General features: G+C 31.3%; 18 protein-coding genes, 1 tRNA gene and 1 CRISPR repeat array. Of the genes, 12 read left to right on the forward strand and 7 right to left on the reverse strand.

Annotated elements, in window-relative coordinates:
* The first annotated feature begins 126 nt into the window (after positions 1-126).
* The 5 genes from P8K68_RS05595 (at position 127) to P8K68_RS05615 (ending at position 6,278) form a co-directional block, all read left to right on the forward strand.
* Positions 127-1,056, forward strand: coding sequence for a DUF58 domain-containing protein (locus tag P8K68_RS05595; RefSeq protein WP_300248751.1), 930 nt, complete (start codon positions 127-129; stop codon positions 1,054-1,056).
* 79 nt (positions 1,057-1,135) lie between these two features.
* A tRNA-Asp gene (locus P8K68_RS05600) sits at positions 1,136-1,209 on the forward strand.
* A gap of 396 nt (positions 1,210-1,605) precedes the next feature.
* Positions 1,606-5,715 (forward strand): type II CRISPR RNA-guided endonuclease Cas9, encoded by a 4,110-nt coding sequence (gene cas9 / locus P8K68_RS05605; protein WP_300248701.1) that lies wholly within the window; start codon positions 1,606-1,608, stop codon positions 5,713-5,715.
* A gap of 40 nt (positions 5,716-5,755) precedes the next feature.
* Positions 5,756-6,001 (forward strand): CopG family transcriptional regulator, encoded by a 246-nt coding sequence (locus P8K68_RS05610; RefSeq protein ID WP_300248702.1) that lies wholly within the window; start codon positions 5,756-5,758, stop codon positions 5,999-6,001.
* Entirely contained in the window at positions 5,994-6,278 is a 285-nt protein-coding gene (locus P8K68_RS05615; protein WP_300248704.1) for a type II toxin-antitoxin system RelE/ParE family toxin, read from the forward strand. The genes P8K68_RS05610 and P8K68_RS05615 overlap by 8 nt, the downstream gene beginning before the upstream one ends.
* A gap of 87 nt (positions 6,279-6,365) precedes the next feature.
* A CRISPR array of direct repeats spans positions 6,366-7,653; the repeat unit is 36 nt; unit sequence GTTGTGGTTTGATTAAAGATTAGAAAACACGATATT.
* Between the two features lie 104 nt (positions 7,654-7,757).
* On the opposite strand, the gene cas2 is transcribed toward P8K68_RS05615, so the two are convergent.
* Both cas2 and cas1 read right to left on the reverse strand, forming a co-directional pair.
* On the reverse strand, positions 7,758-8,087 hold the full coding sequence (gene cas2, locus P8K68_RS05620; RefSeq protein WP_300248705.1) for a CRISPR-associated endonuclease Cas2: 330 nt from the start codon (positions 8,085-8,087) through the stop codon (positions 7,758-7,760).
* The gene (gene cas1 / locus P8K68_RS05625) at positions 8,078-8,962 is read right to left on the reverse strand and encodes a type II CRISPR-associated endonuclease Cas1 (protein ID WP_300248707.1); all 885 of its coding nucleotides are present in this window, start codon (positions 8,960-8,962) and stop codon (positions 8,078-8,080) included. Before cas1 ends, cas2 begins: the two co-directional genes overlap by 10 nt.
* A gap of 385 nt (positions 8,963-9,347) precedes the next feature.
* Here cas1 and P8K68_RS05630 point away from each other — a divergent pair, with 385 nt between their 5' ends.
* Positions 9,348-10,664 (forward strand): glycoside hydrolase family 2 TIM barrel-domain containing protein, encoded by a 1,317-nt coding sequence (locus P8K68_RS05630; protein WP_300248708.1) that lies wholly within the window; start codon positions 9,348-9,350, stop codon positions 10,662-10,664.
* A gap of 420 nt (positions 10,665-11,084) precedes the next feature.
* Positions 11,085-12,725 (forward strand): alpha-glucan family phosphorylase, encoded by a 1,641-nt coding sequence (glgP, locus tag P8K68_RS05635; RefSeq protein ID WP_300248709.1) that lies wholly within the window; start codon positions 11,085-11,087, stop codon positions 12,723-12,725.
* 345 nt (positions 12,726-13,070) lie between these two features.
* On the opposite strand, the gene P8K68_RS05640 is transcribed toward glgP, so the two are convergent.
* Positions 13,071-15,578 carry a TonB-dependent receptor gene (locus P8K68_RS05640; protein WP_300248710.1) on the reverse strand — a complete coding sequence of 836 codons (2,508 nt, stop codon included), beginning with the start codon at positions 15,576-15,578 and terminating at the stop codon, positions 13,071-13,073.
* Positions 15,579-15,785: 207 nt separating this feature from the next.
* Between P8K68_RS05640 and P8K68_RS05645 the strand changes: the two genes are divergently transcribed.
* The 4 genes from P8K68_RS05645 to P8K68_RS05660 all read left to right on the forward strand — a co-directional run bounded on the left by P8K68_RS05645 (position 15,786) and on the right by P8K68_RS05660 (position 19,951).
* Positions 15,786-16,787 (forward strand): LacI family DNA-binding transcriptional regulator, encoded by a 1,002-nt coding sequence (locus P8K68_RS05645; protein WP_300248711.1) that lies wholly within the window; start codon positions 15,786-15,788, stop codon positions 16,785-16,787.
* A gap of 365 nt (positions 16,788-17,152) precedes the next feature.
* Positions 17,153-17,308 (forward strand): hypothetical protein, encoded by a 156-nt coding sequence (locus tag P8K68_RS05650; RefSeq protein ID WP_300248712.1) that lies wholly within the window; start codon positions 17,153-17,155, stop codon positions 17,306-17,308.
* Positions 17,309-17,536: 228 nt separating this feature from the next.
* Complete coding sequence (locus P8K68_RS05655; protein ID WP_300248714.1) at positions 17,537-19,267, forward strand: sensor histidine kinase; 1,731 nt, start codon at positions 17,537-17,539, stop codon at positions 19,265-19,267.
* Between the two features lie 9 nt (positions 19,268-19,276).
* Positions 19,277-19,951, forward strand: a complete 675-nt coding sequence (locus P8K68_RS05660) for a response regulator (protein WP_300248715.1) — start codon at positions 19,277-19,279, stop codon at positions 19,949-19,951.
* Positions 19,952-20,282: 331 nt separating this feature from the next.
* Here P8K68_RS05660 and P8K68_RS05665 read toward each other — a convergent pair whose 3' ends face one another.
* Positions 20,283-20,780, reverse strand: coding sequence for a DUF456 domain-containing protein (locus P8K68_RS05665; protein ID WP_300248717.1), 498 nt, complete (start codon positions 20,778-20,780; stop codon positions 20,283-20,285).
* 119 nt (positions 20,781-20,899) lie between these two features.
* Here P8K68_RS05665 and P8K68_RS05670 point away from each other — a divergent pair, with 119 nt between their 5' ends.
* Entirely contained in the window at positions 20,900-21,376 is a 477-nt protein-coding gene (locus P8K68_RS05670; RefSeq protein ID WP_300248718.1) for a hypothetical protein, read from the forward strand.
* A gap of 3 nt (positions 21,377-21,379) precedes the next feature.
* Here P8K68_RS05670 and P8K68_RS05675 read toward each other — a convergent pair whose 3' ends face one another.
* The 3 genes from P8K68_RS05675 to P8K68_RS05685 all read right to left on the reverse strand — a co-directional run bounded on the left by P8K68_RS05675 (position 21,380) and on the right by P8K68_RS05685 (position 24,292).
* Complete coding sequence (locus P8K68_RS05675) at positions 21,380-22,114, reverse strand: Bax inhibitor-1/YccA family protein (protein ID WP_300248719.1); 735 nt, start codon at positions 22,112-22,114, stop codon at positions 21,380-21,382.
* 61 nt (positions 22,115-22,175) lie between these two features.
* Complete coding sequence (locus tag P8K68_RS05680) at positions 22,176-23,321, reverse strand: glycosyltransferase (protein WP_300248720.1); 1,146 nt, start codon at positions 23,319-23,321, stop codon at positions 22,176-22,178.
* 2 nt (positions 23,322-23,323) lie between these two features.
* A complete protein-coding gene (locus tag P8K68_RS05685; RefSeq protein WP_300248721.1) occupies positions 23,324-24,292 on the reverse strand; it encodes a lysylphosphatidylglycerol synthase domain-containing protein in 969 nt (322 codons plus the stop codon).
* Positions 24,293-24,322: the final 30 nt, after the last annotated feature.

Raw genomic sequence — 24,322 nt, forward strand, 5'->3', positions numbered from 1 at the left:
CAGAAGGGGGAATTCTCAATGTTGTTTTTAATTGGGGATTGAAATAATAGATAATAATTTTTTAAAATAAAGATCTGCCGCATGAGTTATTCCTTCCCCATGGGGAGGTTAGGTGGGGATTCTCTTATGAATTTACGAAGCGAACTAAATAAAGCAGAAGGGTTTAAAAATCTTGAGCTACTTGCAAAACAAGTGGTTGAAGGTTTTATTGCTGGGATGCACAAAAGTCCGTTTCATGGGTTTTCGGCAGAATTTGCTGAACATAAAATATACAATCAAGGCGAGAGCACACGCCATATCGACTGGAAACTATTTGCTAAAACAGACAAGCTTTATACAAAGCGTTATGATGATGAAACAAACTTGCGTTGTCATATTATATTAGATAATAGTAGCTCTATGCACTACCCTAAATTGGATTCGTTTTCTATTGACAGGCTTAATAAGATAGGGTTTTCAGTATTGGCAGCAGCGGCTTTAATGCAAATTTTAAAAAAACAGCGTGATGCTGTAGGTTTGAGTATTTATAGTGATAATTATGATTATTATGCGCCAGAGAAAGGTAGCGAGCGCCATCATCAAATGTTATTGAATCATTTAAGTGACGCTGTAATTTCGAAACCTCAAAACAAACAAACTGAAACGTATAAATATTTACATGAGATTGCCGAAAAGATTCACAGACGTTCGATGATTTTCTTGTTTACAGATATGTTTCAAACTACAGAAGATGAGGTTAGGTTGTTTGAAGCTTTAAGGCATTTAAAATATAACAAACATGAGGTGGTTTTATTTCATGTATTTGATAAAGCAAAAGAGTTAAATTTTGATTTTGATAATAAACCAAAGCGATTTATTGATGTTGAAACTGGCGAGTACATCAACTTATACGCAGATTCTATTAAAGAGAGTTATAGTAAAACCGTTGATGCATATTTTAAAGCCTTACGTTTAAAATGTGCACAATACAAAATAAAATATGTTGAGGCAGATATTAATAAAAATTTTAATAACATCCTCACTACCTACATGATAGAGCGCCAAAAGTTTGCTTGATGAAAATTTTATGTAAAAAAGAGAAAAAAGATTTGAGATATAAAAAAAGGCGTGTATATTTGCACCGCAATAATGCAACGGTCTGGTAGTTCAGTTGGTTAGAATGTCGCCCTGTCACGGCGAAGGTCGCGGGTTCGAGTCCCGTCCAGACCGCTAAAAATTGCAAAAGAAAGCTCTGAGAAATTAGGGCTTTTTTTGGTAATTATAACGATGTTGTGTTGTCCTAGAGGTGTCTAGGATGTAGTTTGCCAAATTTATTTTGGTAATCCAATGGAAAGCTTTCCTTTTTTCTGTGAAGAAAATTGGGATGCTTTTTTGTTTTAGGGAGGTTTGTAAAACCTCTGATTCTTCAAAAATAAAAAAAAGTCCCACCGAAGCAGGACTAAAGATTTTCATCTACGGCATATAGCCTTATTGTGATAAGATTAAAGATTAGAAATTTTAATCTGTTTCAAATGTAGTAAAAAGATTTCTTATTTACAATGATGGAAACCGTAAAGTTTTATTCTATTTATTTGTAGTTTTAGGACTATAAAATAAATACAGGTTATGAGTAAAATATTAGGATTGGATTTGGGGACCAATAGTATTGGCTGGGCGATAAGAGACAGTAATTTAGGTAATAAAAATCAAATATTACATTCTGGAGTATTAATATTTCCACAAGGTGTGGGCGAAGAAAAGGGTGTAGAATTCTCATTAGCATCAGAACGTACAAAACACAGGGCATCAAGAAAGTTATATAGAAGGCGCAAATGGCGAAAAATAGATACGCTTAAAATTTTAATAGAAAATAATATGTGTCCGCTAACTATAAACGAGTTAAATGTTTGGGGAACATATAAAAAGGGCAAGGAAAATAAATATCCAACCGAAGACGAAGAATTCAGGGAATGGTTAAAGTTAAACCCTTATGAATTAAGAAGAAAAGCTTCAGAAGGAACTGTGTCAAATAATGAATTAGGTAGAGCCTTGTATCATATTTGTGAAAGAAGAGGTTTTAAAAGCGGTAGAAAAGATGCCGATACAGGAAAGGATATGGAGGTTTATATTAAAGAAAAAGAAGAAAGAGGCGACCAAACTCTTGGAGCTTATTTAAATAGCCAATTAGAGGCTGGAATTGAAGTGAGAAAAACAAAATACCAAGCCGATGACCAAGAAGTTAATTCTTCTCGTATTAGTTATATAGAAGAATTTGATGTTATTGTTAAAAAACAAAACCTTGATAAGGACTTAACTGAAAAATTGTTTCATGCTATCTTTTTTCAAAGACCCTTAAAATCCCAAAAAGGAACAATTGGTAAGTGTACTTTAGAACCAACCAAACCAAGATGTGCAGTAAGTCATCCATTGTATGAAGAGTTTAGAATGTACCAATTTCTTAATTCAATCAAAATTAAGAATACGTTTGGCAATGATTCTCAGTTTCATTTTTTAACTGAATTCCCACATTATTTTGAAATCGTAAAACGATTATTTTTCAGAAAAAGCAAACCCAATTTTAAGTTTGCTGATATTTCAAAAGCCATAAATAAAGAAGCAAAAAAAGGAAATGAACATTTTGAATGCAATTATAAGGACAAATACCCAATAGTTGGCAGTCCAACGTTAAGCCAATTTATAAATCTATTAGCTGCCGAAGATTGGGAAGATTGTAAAACGAAAATTAAAAACAGTTATAAATTATCAAACAATAAATTAACGGATGAACTCATTGACGAACTATGGCATACCTTGTTTTTTGCTGGCGATTTTGTAAATGATATCACATCAAAAAAAGTAAAAGATTTTATTCGAGAGCGTTACAATGTAACTGAGGAACAAATTGAAACCTATGAAGCTATAAACTTAAAACAAGGCTATGCATCATTAAGTAGAAAAGCAATTAAAAATATATTACCATTTTTGAAAGAGCATATTATTTACTCTCATGCTGTTTTTTTTAGTAACGTGGAAGCCATTGTTGGTAAAGATGTCTGGAAATCAAATAACGAGTTTATTCAAAATACTATAATTGATATAATTACGTGTTATAAAGAAGATAATTTAATAGCTGATATCGTTAATGGTTTGGTAGGCGATTTTATTAAGGAGTATGACAATGCGCATTTAGATTATGTTTTAGATGAAACTGATAAAAAAAATGTAGAAGAAAAGATTATTTCCTTTTACGGAACATCAAAATGGAATGCTTTAAGCGAAGCGAAAAAAGAAAAATTTCAAAAAGAAATTGAAACACTTTTTCAAAAACAATTACAAAAACGAAGAACAGGAGGTTATTATTTACCCAAAGCCAGATTAGACGAAAAAATTAAAGACTTTTTGATAAGTGAATATAAGGTAACAAAAGAACAGGCAGGTAAATTATACCATCCTTCTGCTATTGATATTTATCAAGACAGTTTATCAGGCGAATTAGAAAGTCCGTTTACAACATCAGTTCGCAACCCAATGGCAATGCGTACTTTATATCAATTAAGGAAGCTTGTAAATACACTTTTAGAAGAAGATAAAATTGATGCTGACACAAAAATAATTATAGAACTTGCAAGAGAACTAAACGATAAGAACAAACGTTTAGCGATAGAACGCTATCAAAGAGAGCGTGAAGCTGAAAATAAAAAATATAGAACCCTTTTAGAGCCACATGCAAAAAAAGCCAAAAGTAATGTTACAGATCTTGATATTGTAAAATATAGACTATGGATAGAGCAAAACGGAAAATGTTTATACACTAATGAAACTATTGGAATAGCCGATTTGTTTGGTTCTAATCCTAAATTTGATATTGAACATACTTTTCCAAGAAGTAAATCTTTTGATAATTCGTTGGCAAACAAAACATTGTCTGAAAAGAAATTCAATCAAATAAAAGGCAGTAAAATTCCACAAGAATTACCTGCAAACTATTTGCAAAATGCACTACATAATATTGCGCATTGGAAAGAAAACATAGAAGCTTTAAAAGAAAAGATTGATATTCAAAATTATTATTCGGCAAAAGCATCTACGGTCAATGATAAGAATAAGGCTATTCAATTAAGGCATTATTTAAGATTACAGTTGGATTATTGGAGAGATAAACACAGACGTTTTACAGATGAGGAAATTCATTTTAGGTTCAAAAACAGTCAGTTGGTAGATACAGGTGTCATTACCAAATATGCTAAATTATATCTACAAACTTTATTTAAAGATGTATTTCCTGCAAAAGGAACTATGGTTTCAGATGTTAGGAAATCTTGGGGCTTAAAAGAAAAAGACAGAAATTTACATTATCATCATGCCATTGATGCTATAGTATTAACCTGCATGACTAAAGATATAAGGGAAAAACTTGCCGCATCATTCCTAGAAGCTGAAACATTACATAAACGTGAAAAATTTTTAGTCGAAAAACCTTGGGATAATTTTACCGAAGATGTTCTGGACTTACAAGAAGATATTTTGGTTGTACATAAACATTCCGATAAACTTTTAGAACATACTAAACGAAAATTGAGAAAACGTGGTAAGATTCAGCCAAAAGTTGATTTTGCTAAAAATGAAGAAGGTAAATATATTCTTGATGATAAAGGTAAAAAGATTATAAAAAAATATTATTATCAAAAGGATAAAAACGACAAATTAATTCCTCAAAAAGGAAAGAAACTCTCTCAAAAAGAATGTGTCAATAAAATAGAAGGAGTAGATTTTTTTAAACTTGAAATTAACGGAAGCTCAATTAATTATGAATTTGTAAAAAATAGAAATAAAGATATAGTCTATAAAAAAGAATTCTTGTTTGAGCAAGGTCAAGGCATACGTAATTCGTTGCATAAGGATACTTTTTATGGTGCCATTGAACGAGAAAACGAAAAAGAAGAAAAAGAAATATGGTTTGTTATTAGAAAACCTGTAGATAGTTCATTTTCTGAATCAGATGTTAAGAATATTGTTGACGAAGGCATAAAAGAACGTATTTATAAACATGGGCTTAAAAATATTCGTACGGATGAAGGATTTATAGTGTTACCTGAAGAGGGTAATAAAAAACCAATGCTTATTAAACGTATTCGTCTTAAAACAAGGTTAAACAATTTACCAAAAATTAAAAAGCAAAGTCATACCTCTCAAAAAAGCAAAAAACCGCATAAGGAATATTACTATGCAACTTTAGAGAACATTTTTGCGATGGCAGTTTATGAAGCAGAGAATAGTAAAGGAAAAAAAATAATAGCACATCAAACCATATCAGCCTTTGATACTGCAAAACATAATCAAGGTAATCAAAATATGGAAGTGCCTGTAGAAGATAATATGATTAAAAATAAAGGAAAATCCCCCGAAATATTATTGCCATTAAGTTATGTGCTTAAAGTAAACCAAATGGTGTTGTTTTATGAAAAAAGCAGGGAGGAATTAAAACAATTGAATAAAAAAGAATTAAGCAATAGGCTTTATAAAATAACACAATTTGAAAGTGAAGGTAATTATGCTAGAATCCAATTAAAGCATCATATTCAAGGAGGAGCTGATAAAGATTTAAAAAAAGAATCTTCGTTAGATTTTGAAAGACCAGCTCAAAAATTAAGAATAAGTTTAAGTAATTTTAAAGCAGCTAAAGAAAATGTGGATTTTAAAATGTCTGCCTCTGGAAAAATAGATTTTGCAAAATAAATCATTTTGGTGTATATTTACACCACTAAATTTAATTATTATGGCAAGGCAAAGTATCACATTAGCCAAACAAAATGATGAATGGCTAAAGAATCAAGTAGCAGAGCAAGAATTTTCTAGCAAAAGCGAGGCTGTTAACTATCTCATTAAACAAGCACGAAATCAAGAAAAATATTATGATTTTGTGAGAATGAAAATAGAAAAAGGAGAGAATAGTGGCTTTGTAAAAAAGCAATCTAGAGAAGATATGTTAGTTGAGTTTAAACAAGATTTACCTAATGTATAGCTATCATTTAAGTAGCGAAGCAAAAGAAGATTTAAGGCGATTATATTATTATGGAGTTATAACGTTTGGAATTGTTCAAGCGGACAAATATTTTAATATGATACATGATTGTTTTGATCGAATTGAGTCAAATCCTTTTTTATTCCCATGCGCCGAACACATAAAGAGTGGTTTTCGGTATTGTGTTGCAGGAGCGGATACTATATACTATAAAATCAAAAAAAATAATAGAATAGAAATTATAACGATTATTGGAAAACAAGATTTCCCAAAATAAGTAGTTCTTTGGCATAAGACCTTTCTGTCTTAAACAACCAAACCACAACGAAAAATTGACCTTCTCAATTTTTTGCAACGATTTTTCGTTGTGGTTTGATTAAAGATTAGAAAACACGATATTGTTAAGAAGAAAAGACTTAACCGTAGCGGTGTTGTGGTTTGATTAAAGATTAGAAAACACGATATTTAACGGTAACGCCTTTCCCTGTTAATGACAGTTGTGGTTTGATTAAAGATTAGAAAACACGATATTAAAAGAACGAAAGGCAGCACAATGGGAAACGTTGTGGTTTGATTAAAGATTAGAAAACACGATATTTAAAGACAATGAATTTGATTTAGCAATAGGTTGTGGTTTGATTAAAGATTAGAAAACACGATATTAAATTCGGCGTATATCTGTATTGTCTCGTCGTTGTGGTTTGATTAAAGATTAGAAAACACGATATTAGACTAAAAGACAATCTATTAACAGCGGTTGTTGTGGTTTGATTAAAGATTAGAAAACACGATATTAATATTGTGCATAAATGAGCGTTGCTTTTAGTTGTGGTTTGATTAAAGATTAGAAAACACGATATTGAGCAACGTATTTTGATGGGATTAGTTTTGTTGTGGTTTGATTAAAGATTAGAAAACACGATATTTAGTATTAGGAAGCTCAACATCGAAAGTCAGTTGTGGTTTGATTAAAGATTAGAAAACACGATATTAAGCGAAAACGGAAAGATACATCCAACGCAGTTGTGGTTTGATTAAAGATTAGAAAACACGATATTTCTAGCACCTGCCAAATAACCACGCAAAAAGTTGTGGTTTGATTAAAGATTAGAAAACACGATATTATTTAAAAAATACTATCCTAATGGTTGTGAGTTGTGGTTTGATTAAAGATTAGAAAACACGATATTAGAGAAAGAAAACGAGTGTTTATATTGTGGGTTGTGGTTTGATTAAAGATTAGAAAACACGATATTTGTGTATAATTTATGTGCTTCTTCAAGGCTGTTGTGGTTTGATTAAAGATTAGAAAACACGATATTTGTTTCTATTTGCTTGGTTCGTGATCGGCTGTTGTGGTTTGATTAAAGATTAGAAAACACGATATTTTAATATTCTTCATAATTAACAAAAACTTTGTTGTGGTTTGATTAAAGATTAGAAAACACGATATTTGTACTAATTCAGCACCTTCTATTTTAACAGTTGTGGTTTGATTAAAGATTAGAAAACACGATATTACACGCCAAAAAGGTAATTGATAGTATTATGTTGTGGTTTGATTAAAGATTAGAAAACACGATATTAACAGATAATTCTACAAAATCATCACCGTGGTTGTGGTTTGATTAAAGATTAGAAAACACGATATTAGTTGGCTTGTTACCTTCTAATAATCAAAAGTATAAAGAGAAATATCGTTTAAAAAAATGCTTCTTTTTTGCAGTGATAAGGCAAGATTGAGGCATTTTTTTGTTTAAAACAATTCTAGTTGTGTTGGTTGCGGTTCTTTTGGCATTTCTGATTTTCCCCAAAAATTCATAATATTTCCAAATTGTTTATCAGTAATTCTTAAAATACTTACTTTACCAAATGGTGGTAAGAGTTTTTTAATCCGTTTTTCATGGGCATCTGCACTTTCACTACTGGCACAATGCCGCATATAAACAGAGTATTGCATCATGGTAAAGCCATCTTTTAATAAATTTTTTCTAAAGCCAGAAGCATTTTTACGGTCTTTAGCAGTATCAGTTGGTAAATCAAAAAAAACAAATAACCACATAATTCTATAGCCGTTTAGTTCCATAAGTTCGGATACTTAATTTTCTTTCTTTTTCCAGAATAGCATTGCTGTAATGAACTTGCTGTTTTTTGAAGCGCAACCATTAAGGGGCTTTTTTCATCTTTAAAATATACCGTTCTAGTTAGGATAGATAGTATTTCAGACTTTATTTCTGTTGTTAGTTCTTGCTCGTCATAATTTTGCATTATATGATGAACGATTTCATCAACAATAGGTCTAAAAGGTTCCATAATATCATCTGCAAGTGCAAACGCATTATATTTACTTTTATGGTGAATACCTAATGTATTGAGAAGTCCGCTACCTGATAAAGCTCTGGCAGTTGCAGCTCTTAAAATGGCATATCCATAATTTAAAAAATTATTAGGGTAATTACCAAATCGCTCTCTTTTAAAATCTATTTCAAAAAAAGCTTTCCAATAAAAGTTAGCAGCAACAGCTTCCATGTTTGAGGTGTCACCACTCAAAACTTTACTTGCTAGATAGTCAAACTTGTTTTTTGTTTGTGTTATTTGTTCTAGTAAGATCCCTTGATTTTTAACTTTTTCAATAACAGTTTGTTGCCATAATTGTTTTTTAAGAGGTAAGCTAGCATTAATCTGATGTTTAAATATTTCTTGTTGTATGTGATGACTGTTTAAGTTTAAAAACATACCGTTAGGAAGGTGCTTATTATCACAAATAATACAAGCACAATTATTATTTATTAGTTTATTTAGTGCAGGAATACTTATATATGTTTCGTTATGGTCTATAACTAAATAACCAATATCTTCAATAGGTATCGTTTTATTTCTGTTTTCTGATTTTATTACCAGTTGCTCATTGGTGGTTGTAATAGTACATTTATTTGTGAATAGAAGTGTTTTTTTTATCATGAATTAACAGGTGTTAGTAATTATTATAAACCTTGCTAATAAATAATTCAATAATTAGGGAGCAATAAATATACTAAATTAGGTTTAGAGATAAGTTATTTTCAAATTAGGGCTTTTTTTGGTAATTATAACGATGTTGTGTTGTCCTAGAGGTGTCTAGGATGTAGTTTGCCAAATTTATTTTGGTAATCCAATGGATAAGGGTTCCTTTTTTCTTTATAGAAAATTGGGATGCTTTTTTGTTTTAGGGAGGTTTGTTTCTACCTGCTAACCAATTTTTAAATACTAATTGATAAAAAAGTGACATTAACAATTTCGGCTATTTAATAGTATATTTATAGAAATTTTAGATTTACAAAATTTTATAACTAGCTAAAACTAACACATGAAGTATTTAATATATCAATCTCGTTATGTCATCTTTTCTCTTTCTTTTTTGTTGTTGTGTAGTTGTAATGCTCAGAGTAAAAAGAAATCCAATACTAATGTCACTAAATCCGAAATTCGTCTAACCGATGAAGGTTATCGTTTTTTTTTAAATGGTAATCCTTTTTACGTCAAAGGTGCTGGTGTTTCAGATATAAGTAGTCTTGAAACCCTGCATAAGCATGGGGCCAATGCCTTTAGAACTTGGAGTACTGATAATGGGAGAGAGAACCTAGACAAAGCTGATGAACTTGGTTTGAAGGTGATGATGGGTATTTGGGTAGGTTTAGAACGTCATGGATTCGATTATGATGATGAAAAAGCTGTACAGAGGCAATTAGAAAGTATTCGTGAACAAGTATTAGAACTAAAAGACCATCCTGCATTGATAATATGGGGAATAGGAAATGAAATGAACCACCATTCCAAAAACCCTAAAGTTTGGGATGCAGTGAATGAGATATCTGAAATGATTCATGAATTAGATCCGCATCATCTAACAACCACATCTTTAGCAGGAATAGATAAGAAGAATGTTGATTTGATTAGCCATAGAGCATCTGATTTAGATTTCTTAAGTATTCAGTTATACGCAGCAATAGAAATACTTCCAGAGCTTATTACAAAATCTAATTATAAAGGGCCTTTATTGATTACTGAATGGGGAGCGACAGGTTATTGGGAAGTGGGTAAAACAGAATGGGGAGCACCATTGGAGAATAATAGCTCTGTAAAAGCAGATTTTTATCGTAGTCGTTATGAAAAGTCTATTGTATCCCAATCACAACAAGTAATAGGTTCTTTCGTATTCCTTTGGGGGCAAAAGCAAGAACGGACACCCACTTGGTTTGGGATGTTTATGCCCGATGGAAATGAAACGGAATCGGTAGATGTTATGCATTATGTGTGGAATGGAGAATGGCCTGAAAACCGCACACCTAGGTTGATTGATTTTACCTTAGACGGAAAGCGGGCTGTGGACAATATTAAGTTGAAAGTAGGAAGTAGCTATTCTGCTCAAGTAAAAGCTTCTGATTATGATGGAGATGAATTGATTTATCGTTGGGAAATAATGGAAGAAAGCCAATCAAACAAATCAGGAGGAGATGCAGAGTATATCCCTGATGTTATTAATGGCCTATTTCCAGATAATACTGATAGCTCTACTTCGTTTTTAGCTCCTTCTCAACCAGGTGCTTATCGCTTATTTATATATGTAGAAGATGGTAATAGACATTCAGCACATGCCAACATCCCATTTTGGGTAGAGCACTAGGTTTTTAGAATTTTATGTGATTTTTTTGCTTTTTTAAATGAAAGTAAGCCATATTACATGCAATCTTTTTTTAGTCAAGAAGTTATAAGGATAGTTTAAAAGATGTTGAGTTGATTACGCCAAAAGCGTGATGTATTTGTACCAAAGTAATTTGGTAATCCAATGGATAAGGGTTTCTTTTTTCTTTATAGAAAATTGGGATGCTTTTTTGTTTTACGTAAGGTTTACTTATTTGTTAAAGCTTTAAAAGTAGAAATAAAAATCATTTTTAATTTTTACTGATTTTCATCATAAAATATTAAAAATTAACAGATTAAACGAAATTTATAGGTATTATAAATTATCAATTCGTTGTGTTTTAAAAGATGATAAAACATCTTTTTTGGCTACATTTAGGGCTTAATTTTAAAACATAATTTTATGGAACACATATATAGTAAATGGCACCACCCCTATACGCCAGCTAAAAAGTATAAAAAGAAAGTAGCTTACTTTAGTATGGAGTTTGGTATAGACCAAACTTTTAATATTTACTCTGGAGGACTTGGTTTTCTCGCCGGATCACACATGCGTTCGGGTTTAGAGTTAAAGCAGAATATGATTGGTATTGGTATGCTTTGGAAGTATGGTTATTACGATCAGGCAAGAAATGAAGACCAAACATTAAAAACAGAATTTAATGAAAAGCATTTTGATTTTCTAGAAGATACTGGAATAGAAGTAGAAATAAAGCTGCATGATAATCCGCATGTAAAAGTTAGGGCTTATGTTTTAAAACCTGAAATCTTTGGAACTGTACCTATGTATTTTTTAAGTACAGATGTTGATGGTAATGACCATTTATCAAGAACTATTACAAATCACTTATACGATAAAAATCCAGTAACAAGAGTTTCTCAAAGTATTGTTTTGGGTATTGCTGGAGCTAAAGTTGTAGAAGCATTAGGTGGTGCAGATACGTATCATTTAAATGAAGGGCACGCATTACCCGCATTTTATTATTTAAGAGATAAGGGCGTAACCAAAGATCAAATGGTATTTACTACGCATACGCCCGAGAAAGCAGGAAATGAAGAACGAGATGCGCGTCATCTTAACAGATGTGGCTTTTTTGGGAGAACATTTTCTGAAGATGAGTTACATAGTGAAATGGTAAACGGAGGGATGATTAATTATACTGTTTCTGCACTACGAATGGCTAGAAAGGCAAACGGCGTATCAAAACTTCATGCTATAGTTGCCAACGATATGTGGAAGGATTATGATGGTATTTGCGACATTATTCCAATTACCAATGCCCAAAATCAAAAATTTTGGCAAGATGAAATAATCAAGACATCTTGGATGAAAAAGGATGCTGTTATTTATAATCAAAGAAAATTACAGTTAAAAACCGAACTTTTTGAAGAGGTTTATAAACAAACAGGAAAGCAATTTGATCCTAATGTTTTAACTATTGTATGGGCAAGACGTTTTGCAGCTTATAAAAGAGCAGATTTATTATTGCGTGATTATGACCGTTTTAAAAGGTTAATTACTAACGATAAATATCCTGTGCAGATTATTTGGGCAGGAAAACCGTATCCGTTTGATTATGGTGCTATAGATGTGTTTAATCATTTAGTACATCAATCTAAGCATGAGCCCAATCTTGCAGTGCTTATTGGTTATGAAATAGATGTGTCTAAAAGGCTAAAATGTGGTTCTGATGTTTGGCTAAATACTCCGAGAATTACTCGCGAAGCTTCTGGAACAAGTGGTATGACGGCTGCAATGAATGGCTCTGTAAATCTATCTACAGATGATGGTTGGATTCCAGAATTTAAAAAAGATGAACAAAATTGCTATGTAATTCCTGCTTTAGATCATCATTTACCAACTTGGGATCAAGATAAAATAGATACAGATAATTTGTACCATATATTAGAAAACAAAGTTATTCCAACATATTATGAAAATCCTGATAAATGGCAGGACATTGTGTTTAAAGCCATGGATGATGTGATTCCTGAGTTTACAACACAAAGAATGGCAGATGATTACTATAAGAAGTTGTTCTAATTAAAAAACACATCAATTAAAGCATTCCTTTTTTTTATAAAGAAGATAGGGATGCTTTTTTGTTTTAGGGAAAATTCGTCTTATGGTTTTGTGGATGTTTTTAGATTTTTCTTTTGGGATTAATAGGCAAAAATTCCATCAACTATTAAAAATATTATCTTGTTTTTAGGGACTTAAATTATTTGTGGCGTGTTATAAAAGCATATAGAGTTTATATATTTAAATACGTAAGTGACCTTTCAGAAATAACGGTGTCTTATTATTGCTATTAATCAATAAAAGTTTTGCGAGGAAAAGCATACTTTTCTGAGAGAGAGTTACAAGACATTGTAGCTCTTTTTTTGTTTAAAACTCCTTTTTCCCAAACTCACTATCAATAAACTTCGCTTTACTTTTAGTTTTGTTAAATGAATAGGATAGGTTTAGCATCACCACATCCACTTCGTAAACATAGTTTGTTGTTGTAAAGAACTCTCCTGGTCTGGAGGTTGTAATGCGTTGCTCATTAGTGTCAAGTAATCCCATATCAATATTTTGCCATTGTAATGTAGCGACTAATTGATTGTTTAAGAAGCTCTTTTTGAAACTCAAATTAGGAGAATAGAATCTAGAATCTTCACCTTGTGCCGATTGTCTTTCTGATAAGTAATTTAAAGTAAATTGAAGCGTAGCCGTATCAGAGAAATTATAAGTACTATTCGCATTTATAGAATATTGAGTAGCGTTATTATCAATTTTTTCGCCATTGTAAGCACCATCAATTTCGAAATTATAAATATTGAATCCTATAAAATTACTCCATTTATCTGTTGGTTTAATTTGAGCGCCTAATTCTAAACCAAGTGAACGTCCTGTTCCTATATTAGAATAAATACGGTCTAAAACCACATTGTCAAAACGAGCATCGTCAGGATCAATTGGGGGACCGCTATAAATTTGATTGACGCGGTTTACTAAATTTTCTACATTTCTAAAATACGCTGTTGCAAAAAGGGAGTTGCCTTGGCTTATTTTTTTTGTGATGCCTATTTCTACTAAATCGATAAATTCTGGTAATAAGTTTTTATCGCCCTGCTCTAAAGTTTCAGAATGCTCCCGCTCTCTAAACGGATTCAGTTTAAAAGCAGATGGTCTATCCACACGTTTGCTGTAGGCCAGTTTTACATTCGTTTTATCATTAAGGCTATATTGAACAGATGCCGATGGGAATAATTTTTCATAGTTATAATCTAAAGTCTCCTGGAAAGTACCTGCTTTGTCTGCTAAAATTAACTCTCTATCCAAAATTTCTAAACGTAAACCCGCTGCATATTCCCATTTGTCCTTTTTGCCACTTAATTGAACATATGTAGCATGAATATTTCTAATTAAATCAATATCACTTGAAAACAAATCGACTCTAGTAAATTCATCATTTAAATTGGTGCGTCTTCCGTAAAAGAAATCACCTCTATTATCTAAAGTTCTAAATTGGTAACCGGTTTCTAAAGTTCCGAATGCAAGTGGTTTCCATGTATAATCTAACTGTCCTCTAAACCCGTTTAACGGATTATCATTCGTATTGAATTCGTCTTGAATTAAACTATCGGTATTTGGGAAATTTAAGTTTCTATTGGTTGTTGGTCCACCAAGTAGGGTGTATTCATATAAAATGGAAGATGATAATCTCGATTTGTTAGTAAAAGTATGTGCATAATCAATACTTCCTAATATAAAATCGCCATTTCGAATACGCAGGTTTTCATTAAAATAAGAGAGTTCAAAAATTTTGTTGTCTTCATCTCCAACAGGATAGGCTTCATTGTTATAAAGAATATCTGCTGTACGTGCTTTTTCTCGCTTTCCGGCGTAAAACCCTAGAGAAAATTCATCGTTAGGACTTGGTGTAAAATCAATAGTAAACCGACCAGAATAATTTTCCTCATCAAAACTACGCTCACCATCAGATGGGAAATTGGTAAACACATTATCAACAATAGTCCATACATCACCCTCACGTCTTCCACTAATGTCTTTACGCTGGTAGTTGGCGCCAATAGAAATATTCCATTTATCTCTTCTTATGTTATATGTGCCATCAATACCGTAACGTTTTGTGTTTTCTTTATTATCATAATCTTCAATAGAAGGTAAGCCAGCACTCACATTTATTTGAGCAAAACTGCCGTTTATGCCACCTCTTTTGGTAATAATATTTAAAATTCCAGCTTTCCCCTCAGGATCATATTTAGCTGATGGTGCAGTAATCACTTCAACACGTTCAAGCGCATTTGCAGGAAGTTGGTTTAATAGTGTAGAGGCATTTCCTTGAACCGGTTTGCCATCTAGCAAAACAACGAAACCGCTACTGCCACGAACACTAATTTCGCCTAAGCCATTTACACTAACCGATGGTAAATTTTTAATAACATCGGTAGCCGAACCACCTTGTGTGTTTTGAAACGCTTTGGTATTAAAAACCCGACGATCAATTTTGTTAATCACCGTAGCGCGTTCGCCTTTTACCAAAACTTCAGCAAGCTCATTTTTTCCAATAATTAAAGAAATAGTACCTAGTGAAATAGATGTGTTTCTATTTGCTACTTCAACCGTATTTACCGTTTTAGTATCATAACCAATAAAAGAAGCTTCTAAATAATAACTTCCTTTCTTGATATCCTCAATAGCGAAATTTCCATCGGCATCTGTAATAACTCCAGCAATCAATTCTTTGTTTAATTTAGAGTATAATGCCGCTGTTGCATATTCTAATGGTGCGTTAGTATCTCCGTCAATTATTTTACCAGTAATTTGGCTGTAAATTAATTGGTTTCCTAAAAAAAAAACTAGAAGTATTATGGTTAAATGTTTCATTCAAATAATAAGATTTGATAAGTTAAAAACTAATTGTGAAATTTTAAGCAAGCAAATGTATGTATAAATTGTATTAAACAATTATGTTGCAACAGACTAATTTGTTCTAATAAGGTTTACAATAAATAATTTGTAAGGTGTAAATAATTCATAGATGCTAAGAGTAATTTTGTAAATTGCGTTGAATAAAATTCAGGATTTCAAAACATGGTTACTTTAAAACAATTAGCAAAGGAGTTGAGCGTTTCTATATCAACAGTTTCTAAAGCCCTAAATAATAGTGAGGAAATAGGAGAGGACACCATAAGGCGTGTTAAAGAACTTGCTGAATTATATAATTACAGACCAAATAAAGTAGCCTTAAGTTTAAAAAATAATAAAACTAAAACCATTGGAGTTCTAATTCCTAATATTCTAAATCGATTTTTAGCAAAAGTGCTTTTTGGTATTGAAAGAGAAGCTACTAAGCATGGTTATAATATAATAACCTGTATATCAAACGAATCGTTAGACAAGGAAAAAGAAAGTTTACAGTTGCTAGCTAATGGTAGTGTTGATGGTTTTATATTATCGGTTGCTCAAGAGTCTCAGATGAATAATGAGGTAGAGCATTTTAAAAGAACCATTAAACAAGGCTTGCCTATTGTTATGTTTGATAGAGTTGCCCATGATGTTTTATGTGATAAAGTGATTGTTGATGATTTTGATGCGACTTATAATGCAACTAAAAAACTCATTGAAGAAGGAAGAAAGCACATTATTTTTATAAGTAATATTAATGATATAAGTGTTGGTAAATTAAGAGAGCGTGGTTACAATAAAGCCATGTTGGAAAGTGGAAGTCTTGAACCATTTGTATTAAAAATAAAGAAGAAAGACGATCATGCAAAAAAGATAAAAAGCTTATTTAAAAAGCGAACAGCTATTGATGCTGTAATAGCCGCAGATAGTTCGTCAGGAATTATAGCTTTAAATACTGCGGTAAGTTCTGGTTTAAAAGTGCCAAAAGATATTTCGGTAATTGCATTCGCTAGTAAATCAGATTCGAACCATACACTGCCAAAATTAACAACAATAAGGCAACATGCTAAAGTTATTGGAGCACATGCAGCGGAATTACTTATAAACAGAATTCAAAATCCTAATTCGGAAGATTTTAAAACAAAAATTATAAAGACTACTTTAATAAAAAACAAATCTACTTTGTAGTTAAATACATACGGTTTTTTTCTTTTTTGCACTTCGTCGATGAAAAATGATGTATTTCGTCGAATATTTCTCTTTTCGTCGAAAAAATTATATTTTATGTAGCCTTGTATTATACTTTAGTACTTCCTTAACCGAGCGACCCATTATTTCCCTAAGTTCAGTTAAGAAGAATTAATCCACATTTGACTTTTAAAGTCATATTCCCTCAAAAAAATTTTAGAGTCGCTCTACATATTACATGTATTCGGTTTTAAGTTAATTATCCATTTTTCCCTTAGCTACGATTTTGATTTCAAAATCTTGGTTCAAAATGCTATTCCAAAAGAATAGAGAAAAATATGTAAAACCTTAAAATCAAATTTAATATGAAAACCTTAAAAATTACTTTAATTACAGCATTGTTTTTTGCATCATTAACGTCTTGTACCAAACAAGATTTAAACGAAGGTGATATCCAAAATGATTCAAATAATACGGTATCTAGAAATCTTCCTGTTACTGGAGGAGTCGTTCAAGATTAAGTTTATAGAAATTTTATATTTAAAAGACTCTTGGCAAATTTTGCCAAGAGTCTTTTTTAATTTAAATAATTTAAAAATTATAAATACATTTGATAAATAGCAAATTTATCAGACCTATTGAAATTTATATACCTTTATTCTATTATAATAGCCCTTGTATCTCAAGTAAATTCTCAGAATCAATCAAATGAGTACTTGCGTAAAATAGATTCAATACACAAGCATGTTTTGAATTCAAAAGTAACCGATTCAATAGCATTTGCTAAAATTCACTATTCACTTGCTGAATTACATAGGTATTCTCTTTCTGGCGATAGTGCCTATTATTACTATAAAAAAGCGGAGAAAGTTTACAAGCGATTAAACTACAAGTATGAAACTGCTATAACGCTTTATGGTATAGCCGTTATTCAAACTTATGAAAAAGATTATACAGGCAGTGAGGTCACATCTATTGAAGCTATTTCTATTTTAGAAACACTTTATGATACTAATGATGTAAATAAATACAAGTCTTTCTTATATAATAATTTAGGGATTGTGTTTGATGAATTAAAAGAATACAATCAATCTATTAAATATTATAATTTATCACTTAATTTAAAAAGAAATTTAAAAGGGGATTTTAAAACAAGTATAGATAATTCTATAAATAATCTAGCTAGAGTTTACAGACGTTCTGGTGATTATAATTTGGCTATAAAATATTATGAACAGCTTTTAGAGGATCAGAATTTAATTATCGATCGGCCTGATTTTTATGCCTTAGTGTTAGATAATTACGCATATACGTTATACTTGTCCAAAGACTTTAGTCAATTACCACAACTCTATTTTAAAGCTTTAAAAGTTACTGATAGTGTAAGTCCAAAGGGCTATAATTCTATTATTATAAATCAACATTTGGCTGAATACTTTAATAGCATAAGTAATAAAGAATCAGCAAAGTATTATGCCTATAAAGCCAAAAGTATTTCAGAGTCATATCATAATGATGACCTGTTGAAATCTCTTCTTTTACTTTCAGAAATTGAAGATGGAGATACTGCAACAAAACATCTTAGAGCGTATATAAAATTGAATGATAGTTTGCAAAAGGCAGAACGAACCATTAGAAATAAATTTGCAAGAATACGATTTGAAACCAAGCAAATTGAACTAGAAAACATTCAAATAACTAAAGAACGATTGTGGCTTTTAATAATATCTATTGTAGTTGTTTTAGCTTCATTACTCTTATATATTGTGATTTCTCAAAGAAATAAAAATAGAGAATTACAATTTATTCAAAAACAACAAGAAACTAATGAAGAGATTTATAACCTCATGTTGTCACAAAATGAAAGTGTTGAAGAGGCTAGAAATCAAGAGAAAAAAAGAATTTCTGAGGAGCTACATGATGGGGTGCTAGGGCGTTTATTCGGAGCGCGTTTAAGTCTAGATAGTTTAAATATGAGTAACAGTGCTGAGGCTATAAAAACTAGAGGTCAATACATAAATGGACTTAAAACTATTGAAGAGGATATTAGAAAAGTATCACATGAGTTAAATACTGATTTTGTTTCAGGTTCTGGTTTTATTGATATTATAAAAACCTTAGTTGAGACCCAATCCCAAGCATATAATATAAGTCATAAACTAGAACAAGACGACGATATAAATTGGGATTCCGTATCTAATAAAAACAAAATCCATATATATAGAATTATTCAAGAAGTCCTCCATAATATACACAAACACGCTAATGCTACTAAGGTAAATATTAGTTTTAGACTGAAAAATAGTGTAATTTGCTTAAGCATTGAAGATGATGGTTCAGGCTTTGATGTAAATAAAGTAAAATCTGGTATTGGTTTAAAAAACATGAATTCTAGAATTAATGAAATTAACGGAACCATAAATATTACCTCAGAAAAAGATGTAGGAACCAAAGTTAATATAGAGGCACCAATATCCTAACGACAAATTATGACTGAAAATATAAAAATACTTATGATTGATGACCACCCAATGATTATTGAGGGTTATCAAAACACATTATTGTTTACTAAAAAAGACAATCAAGAATTAGAAATTGATATTGCCAATAATTGTGATGAGGCTGTGGTTTGTATGGACAAATCCGTGCTTAATAAAAGACCGTATGATGTGTTGTTTGTTGATATCAGTCTACCGCCATCAACTGATGGCAAAATGAGTTCTGGAGAGGATTTAGCAGAATATGCAAGAAAGATTTTACCTGATTCAAAAATCATTATTTTAACCATGTTTAATGAGTCATTTAGAATTCATAATATTATTAAAACAATAGACCCTGAAGGGTTTATGATTAAAAGTGATTTAACATCTAGTGAATTGGCAAGCGCATTTCAAGCAGTACTGAATAACCCGCCTTTTTATAGTGGTACAGTGAATAGCCATATTAGGAAAACCATAATTAGTGATGTTGTAATAGATGATAAGAACAGAAAAATTCTTCACTTGTTATCTCAAGGAATCAAGACAAAAAATTTAGCGTCGCATTTAGATATCTCGTTAAGTGCTATTGAAAAGCGTAAAAAGCAGCTCAGAGATATATTTGAAGTACAAGACGGACAGGATGAAACCTTACTTAACCAAGCAAGAAAAAAAGGATTTGTGTAGTTGAAATAATACAGATATGAAAAAAGGTGATTTTTATCAATAAAAATCACCTTTTTTCATATTCTAAAAACGCTTGCTATACTTATAAACTACAATTAACCCGCAATATTGTTACGGGTTTCCCGCAGTTTGAAAATAATTGTTCTAAGTATATTTGTTTATCAACACTTCAAAATTAATTAATCCCTCAATTTTTTTTGTTGATAATAGCAATTTACAAAACCCTATGGATGTGAGAGACCCATAGGGTTTCTTCTTTTTAAATTGAAAAATAAGTCATCGATATTTTGATACGTATCCGTTAAAATTGTCATTGCCATGAAAATGGTAATCAAAATAGAGCTTCTCTATAATCCCATAAAATACCAATGTAAAGACCAAAATATATAACGGCGACTATAAATTTTATAAAAGTTGATGTTAAAAATCCAATAAAAGAACCGAAAGCAGCTTTAGTTGCTGTTCTTGTATCGCTTTTGTTTATAAGTTCTCCTATTAAAGCTCCAATAAACGGCCCGATAATAATGCCACCTGGTATTGGAGCAATCAGTCCTACTATAAGCCCAATAGTGGTTCCAATCATTCCGTATTTAGTGCCTCCAAAACGTTTTGTTCCTATGGCAGGAATAATATAATCAAGTAGCCAAATAAAAATAGCGATTGCAAAAGTTATAATTAAAAACGATTTGTCTATTGGTATAGCATCTGTAAAATGCAAAACTAAAAGCCCAATCCAGCTCGTAATTGGCCCGGGTAATATAGGTAAAAAGCTGCCTATAACTCCGAAAAGCATAAAGAGTGCAGCAATAATAATTAAAATAATATCCATGAAAATGTTTAAGTAATATAGTATTTAGACTAAAAATCATGCCAAATGTTACAAATAGATATTTTTTAAAGATTGTATTTTTGGAATAAAATTGTATTTTTCACTTTCAGTTGAAATCCATGAGGAACCTTTTAGTTTTTATATTCATTTTATCACTCACATCTTGCGAGTATTTTAATGTAAAAAAAACATCTTCTGAAGCTATTTTAAAAGAAGAATTACAAACCTTTAATTGGAATGATGTTGATGAATATCCTAGTTTTTCTGAGTGTGATTCATCGCATACTAAAGGTGCTAGAACGCTTTGTTTTCAGGAAACGATAACAACTCATATTACCAATTATTTACAGAAGGAGCGTTTTGTTGTTACACAAGATATTGATGATACTATTGTGCTCCAGTTTCAGGTTTCTAAATCGGGTAATTTGTTATTATTACAAGCAGAAATAGATTCGCTTACCACTCAAGAAATACCAAATATTAAGCGGTTGCTTAATAATAGTTTGGATGCTTTACCTAAGATTTATCCCGCTATAAAACGCGGCCAACAAGTAACTACGGAGTTTAAATTGCCTATTGTTATTCATGTAGATTAAATTTTAAAAGCGAATAGCTAGCTTTCGCATTAATCGTAATATTTCCATGTATAGCCAAACGATGGTTACGAGAAGCCCCCAAGTGGCGAGCCACTCTTTGTATTTAGGCGATTTGTTTTTGTGGCGTTCAATATAATCGAAGTCGAGAAGTAATGATAACGAGGCGAAAATTGCGGCGACAATGTTGAATATTATGGCTGGCCATGAGATGCCCCAAATGAATACTTTTATGCCGAAGAACCCCAAAATCCAAGAGATTATATAGATAACAAAAATACTTGTGGCTGCGGTAATGATAACACTGCGTAGTTTTTTTGTAACCACAATAATTCGAGCTTGATACAGTAATAACATGACTGTGAAAGTGATTACCGTAACCCCGATGGCTTGATATGGTAAATTGGGGAATTGTGCATGTGCGTAAACCGTCATGGCGCCCAGAAAAAACCCTTTTGCAATAGCATAAAGCGGTACTAAAACATGCGCCCAATGTTGCCGAACCGAAATGATAATACTTATAACAATAGCGGCTAGCATACCACCTAAAGAATACCATTTGATAGTAGCACCATTGGCGTGAAGTTTCCACATACCAATGGAGATGATAATTATGATGGCTATGGATAGCATGGATTTTATAAAAATACCTGTAACCGTCATGGTTTTTTGAGAGGTATTTTTATCGCTAAAAAAGTAATTATTAAAGGCTGGGTTTGAGGTTTTTTTGAATAAGTCCATAAGCGATAAATCTACTAAAATTATTTGAAAAGAACGTTTCTAAATATTCTTTGAGATTTTGTTACTTTTTAAAATCGCGCCCTTTCCATTTGTAACCATAAAAGCTTGAGATACAGGCAATATAAACACTAAAAATCGGGTAGAAAAGAAATCCCAAAATATAACTTTTTAAAATCTCTTTTTGATTGAAAAAGGAAGCTGATTTATAGATTAAAAAGAAATCGATATTAAACTTTATGAATATAATATAAAAGAAAGTTTTAAAATTTATAACTCCAATAATAGAAAGAACTAATCCAATAAGGATTAAGGCATTCATTAATAAAACAACCAAACCTGTAAGTTTACCAAGCCCATTGTTATAAGCGCTTGTCTTTGCTGCCCAACGGATACGTTGTGACATGAGGTTTCTCCATGTTGGTTGCGGTTTAGTAGAGATAATGGCTTGCGCGCATTTTAAATATTGAAGCTGTTGTGGGTATTTTTTTGTAATCTTTTCAAGTAGAAAAATATCGTCTCCACTGGCTATGTTGTTATTGCCTTCAAAACCATTTACTTCTTTAAATATCCGTTTTTTATAGGCCAAATTTGCGCCGTTACACAAAAAGGGTTTTTTGAGTCCGAAACCACCAATAGTAGCCCCTTGTAAACTTAACAGATCTAGTATTTGAAATCGGTTTAAAAATGAACTAGTATTGCTGTAGGTTACGGGAGCTGCAATACAAACGGCATTACTTTTTTGAATGTACTCATCAAAACTATCTAGCCAAAATAGGGGTAATTGGCAATCTGCGTCGGTAGTTATTATCCAATCGTATTTAGAGATTTTTATGGCAGAGGTTATGGCGTCTTTCTTTGGAGAATTTGTTTTTCGTTCATTTGAAATAACTACTATCTCAGGTTTATCGAAGTCGAAACCTCCTTGTTTACTATCCAGAACTTTCTGAATAATTTCAACAGAATCATCAACAGAAGCATCATCAACCAAAATAATCTCAAAAAGATGTTTTGGGTAGTTTAAAGTTGCTATAGTATCTAATAAATCTGGTAAATTTTCAGCTTCATTTCTAAAAGGAATTACTACTGAAAATTTGGTTTTAGCAGGAATGTCTTTCAGTTTAAATATAGAAACCTTATCAAATCCGAAAATAAAACTTCCTACTAGTAGCAAGTAAATTATCGTTATTGTAAGGCTAATTAAAATCATATTCAATCTTGATTTTTTGGGAAGTTGAAATTGAGCACATAATAGCTTCCAAATACACTAGGAGTAACAAAATTAAGACCCCACATTAAAGTTATTATAGATAATATGATAAGTTCGTTTACTCCAGCTAAAGAAAATAAATATACGGCGATACTGCCTTTTATAATCACATCAAAAATAAAAATAGATGGAATTATAGACGCTAATAAATACATGGATGTAATTATTGACATAGCATTTAAGTAGCTTAGATTTATTTTGAAAATTTGCAACAAAACATAGAATTGAAAGGAAAAGATAGCATATCTTATGAATGAAAACAGAAACCCTAAGGCTATTTTGTTTTTCGGGTATACTACAATAAAATGTTTCATTTTTTCTAATGAAAAGCCTTTAATAGTAAACTTACTTTTTGTTAATCCAAAGCCTAGTAAAACCATAACAAGTAATACAAGAACTAAAAACCGTGCTAGTTTGTAATAATTTATTTCAGGATCGTATTTTAATATATAAAAGCTAAGACCAATACCACCTAAAAGTGTTGTAACCCCCATTTGTAGAAAGTTACTAATTAAATTAACTAGCATTATATGTTTCCTGAAATGGGATGTGTAATAAATGGCTTTGGCTCCGTATTCTCCAATTCTATTCGGCGTAAATAAGGAAGCGGTTAATGCGCCCAAACTTTGTTCTAAAGCATTTTTGAATGTAATTTTTTTAATAGAAGCTACTAATGTTTTCCATTTTAAAACCTCGAAAAACCAATTAAAACAAGTTAAAACTAACAAGGTAAGTATGTTTTTAGTCGAAAAAACAGTGTTTGTTTCTAGAAAATTAATAAAATCAGAAAAGCTTAAAGCATCATTATTTACTAATTTTTGATAAATAAAATAAAAAGCACCAACTACAATGCTTAATTTGATAAGCACAAAAAAGAATTGTTTAGTTTTGTATGGTAGCGGGTATATCATTCGTATTGCAAATTAAATCAATATTATCAC

The organism is Algibacter sp. (genome assembly GCF_029245835.1).
Lineage (GTDB): Bacteria > Bacteroidota > Bacteroidia > Flavobacteriales > Flavobacteriaceae > Algibacter_B.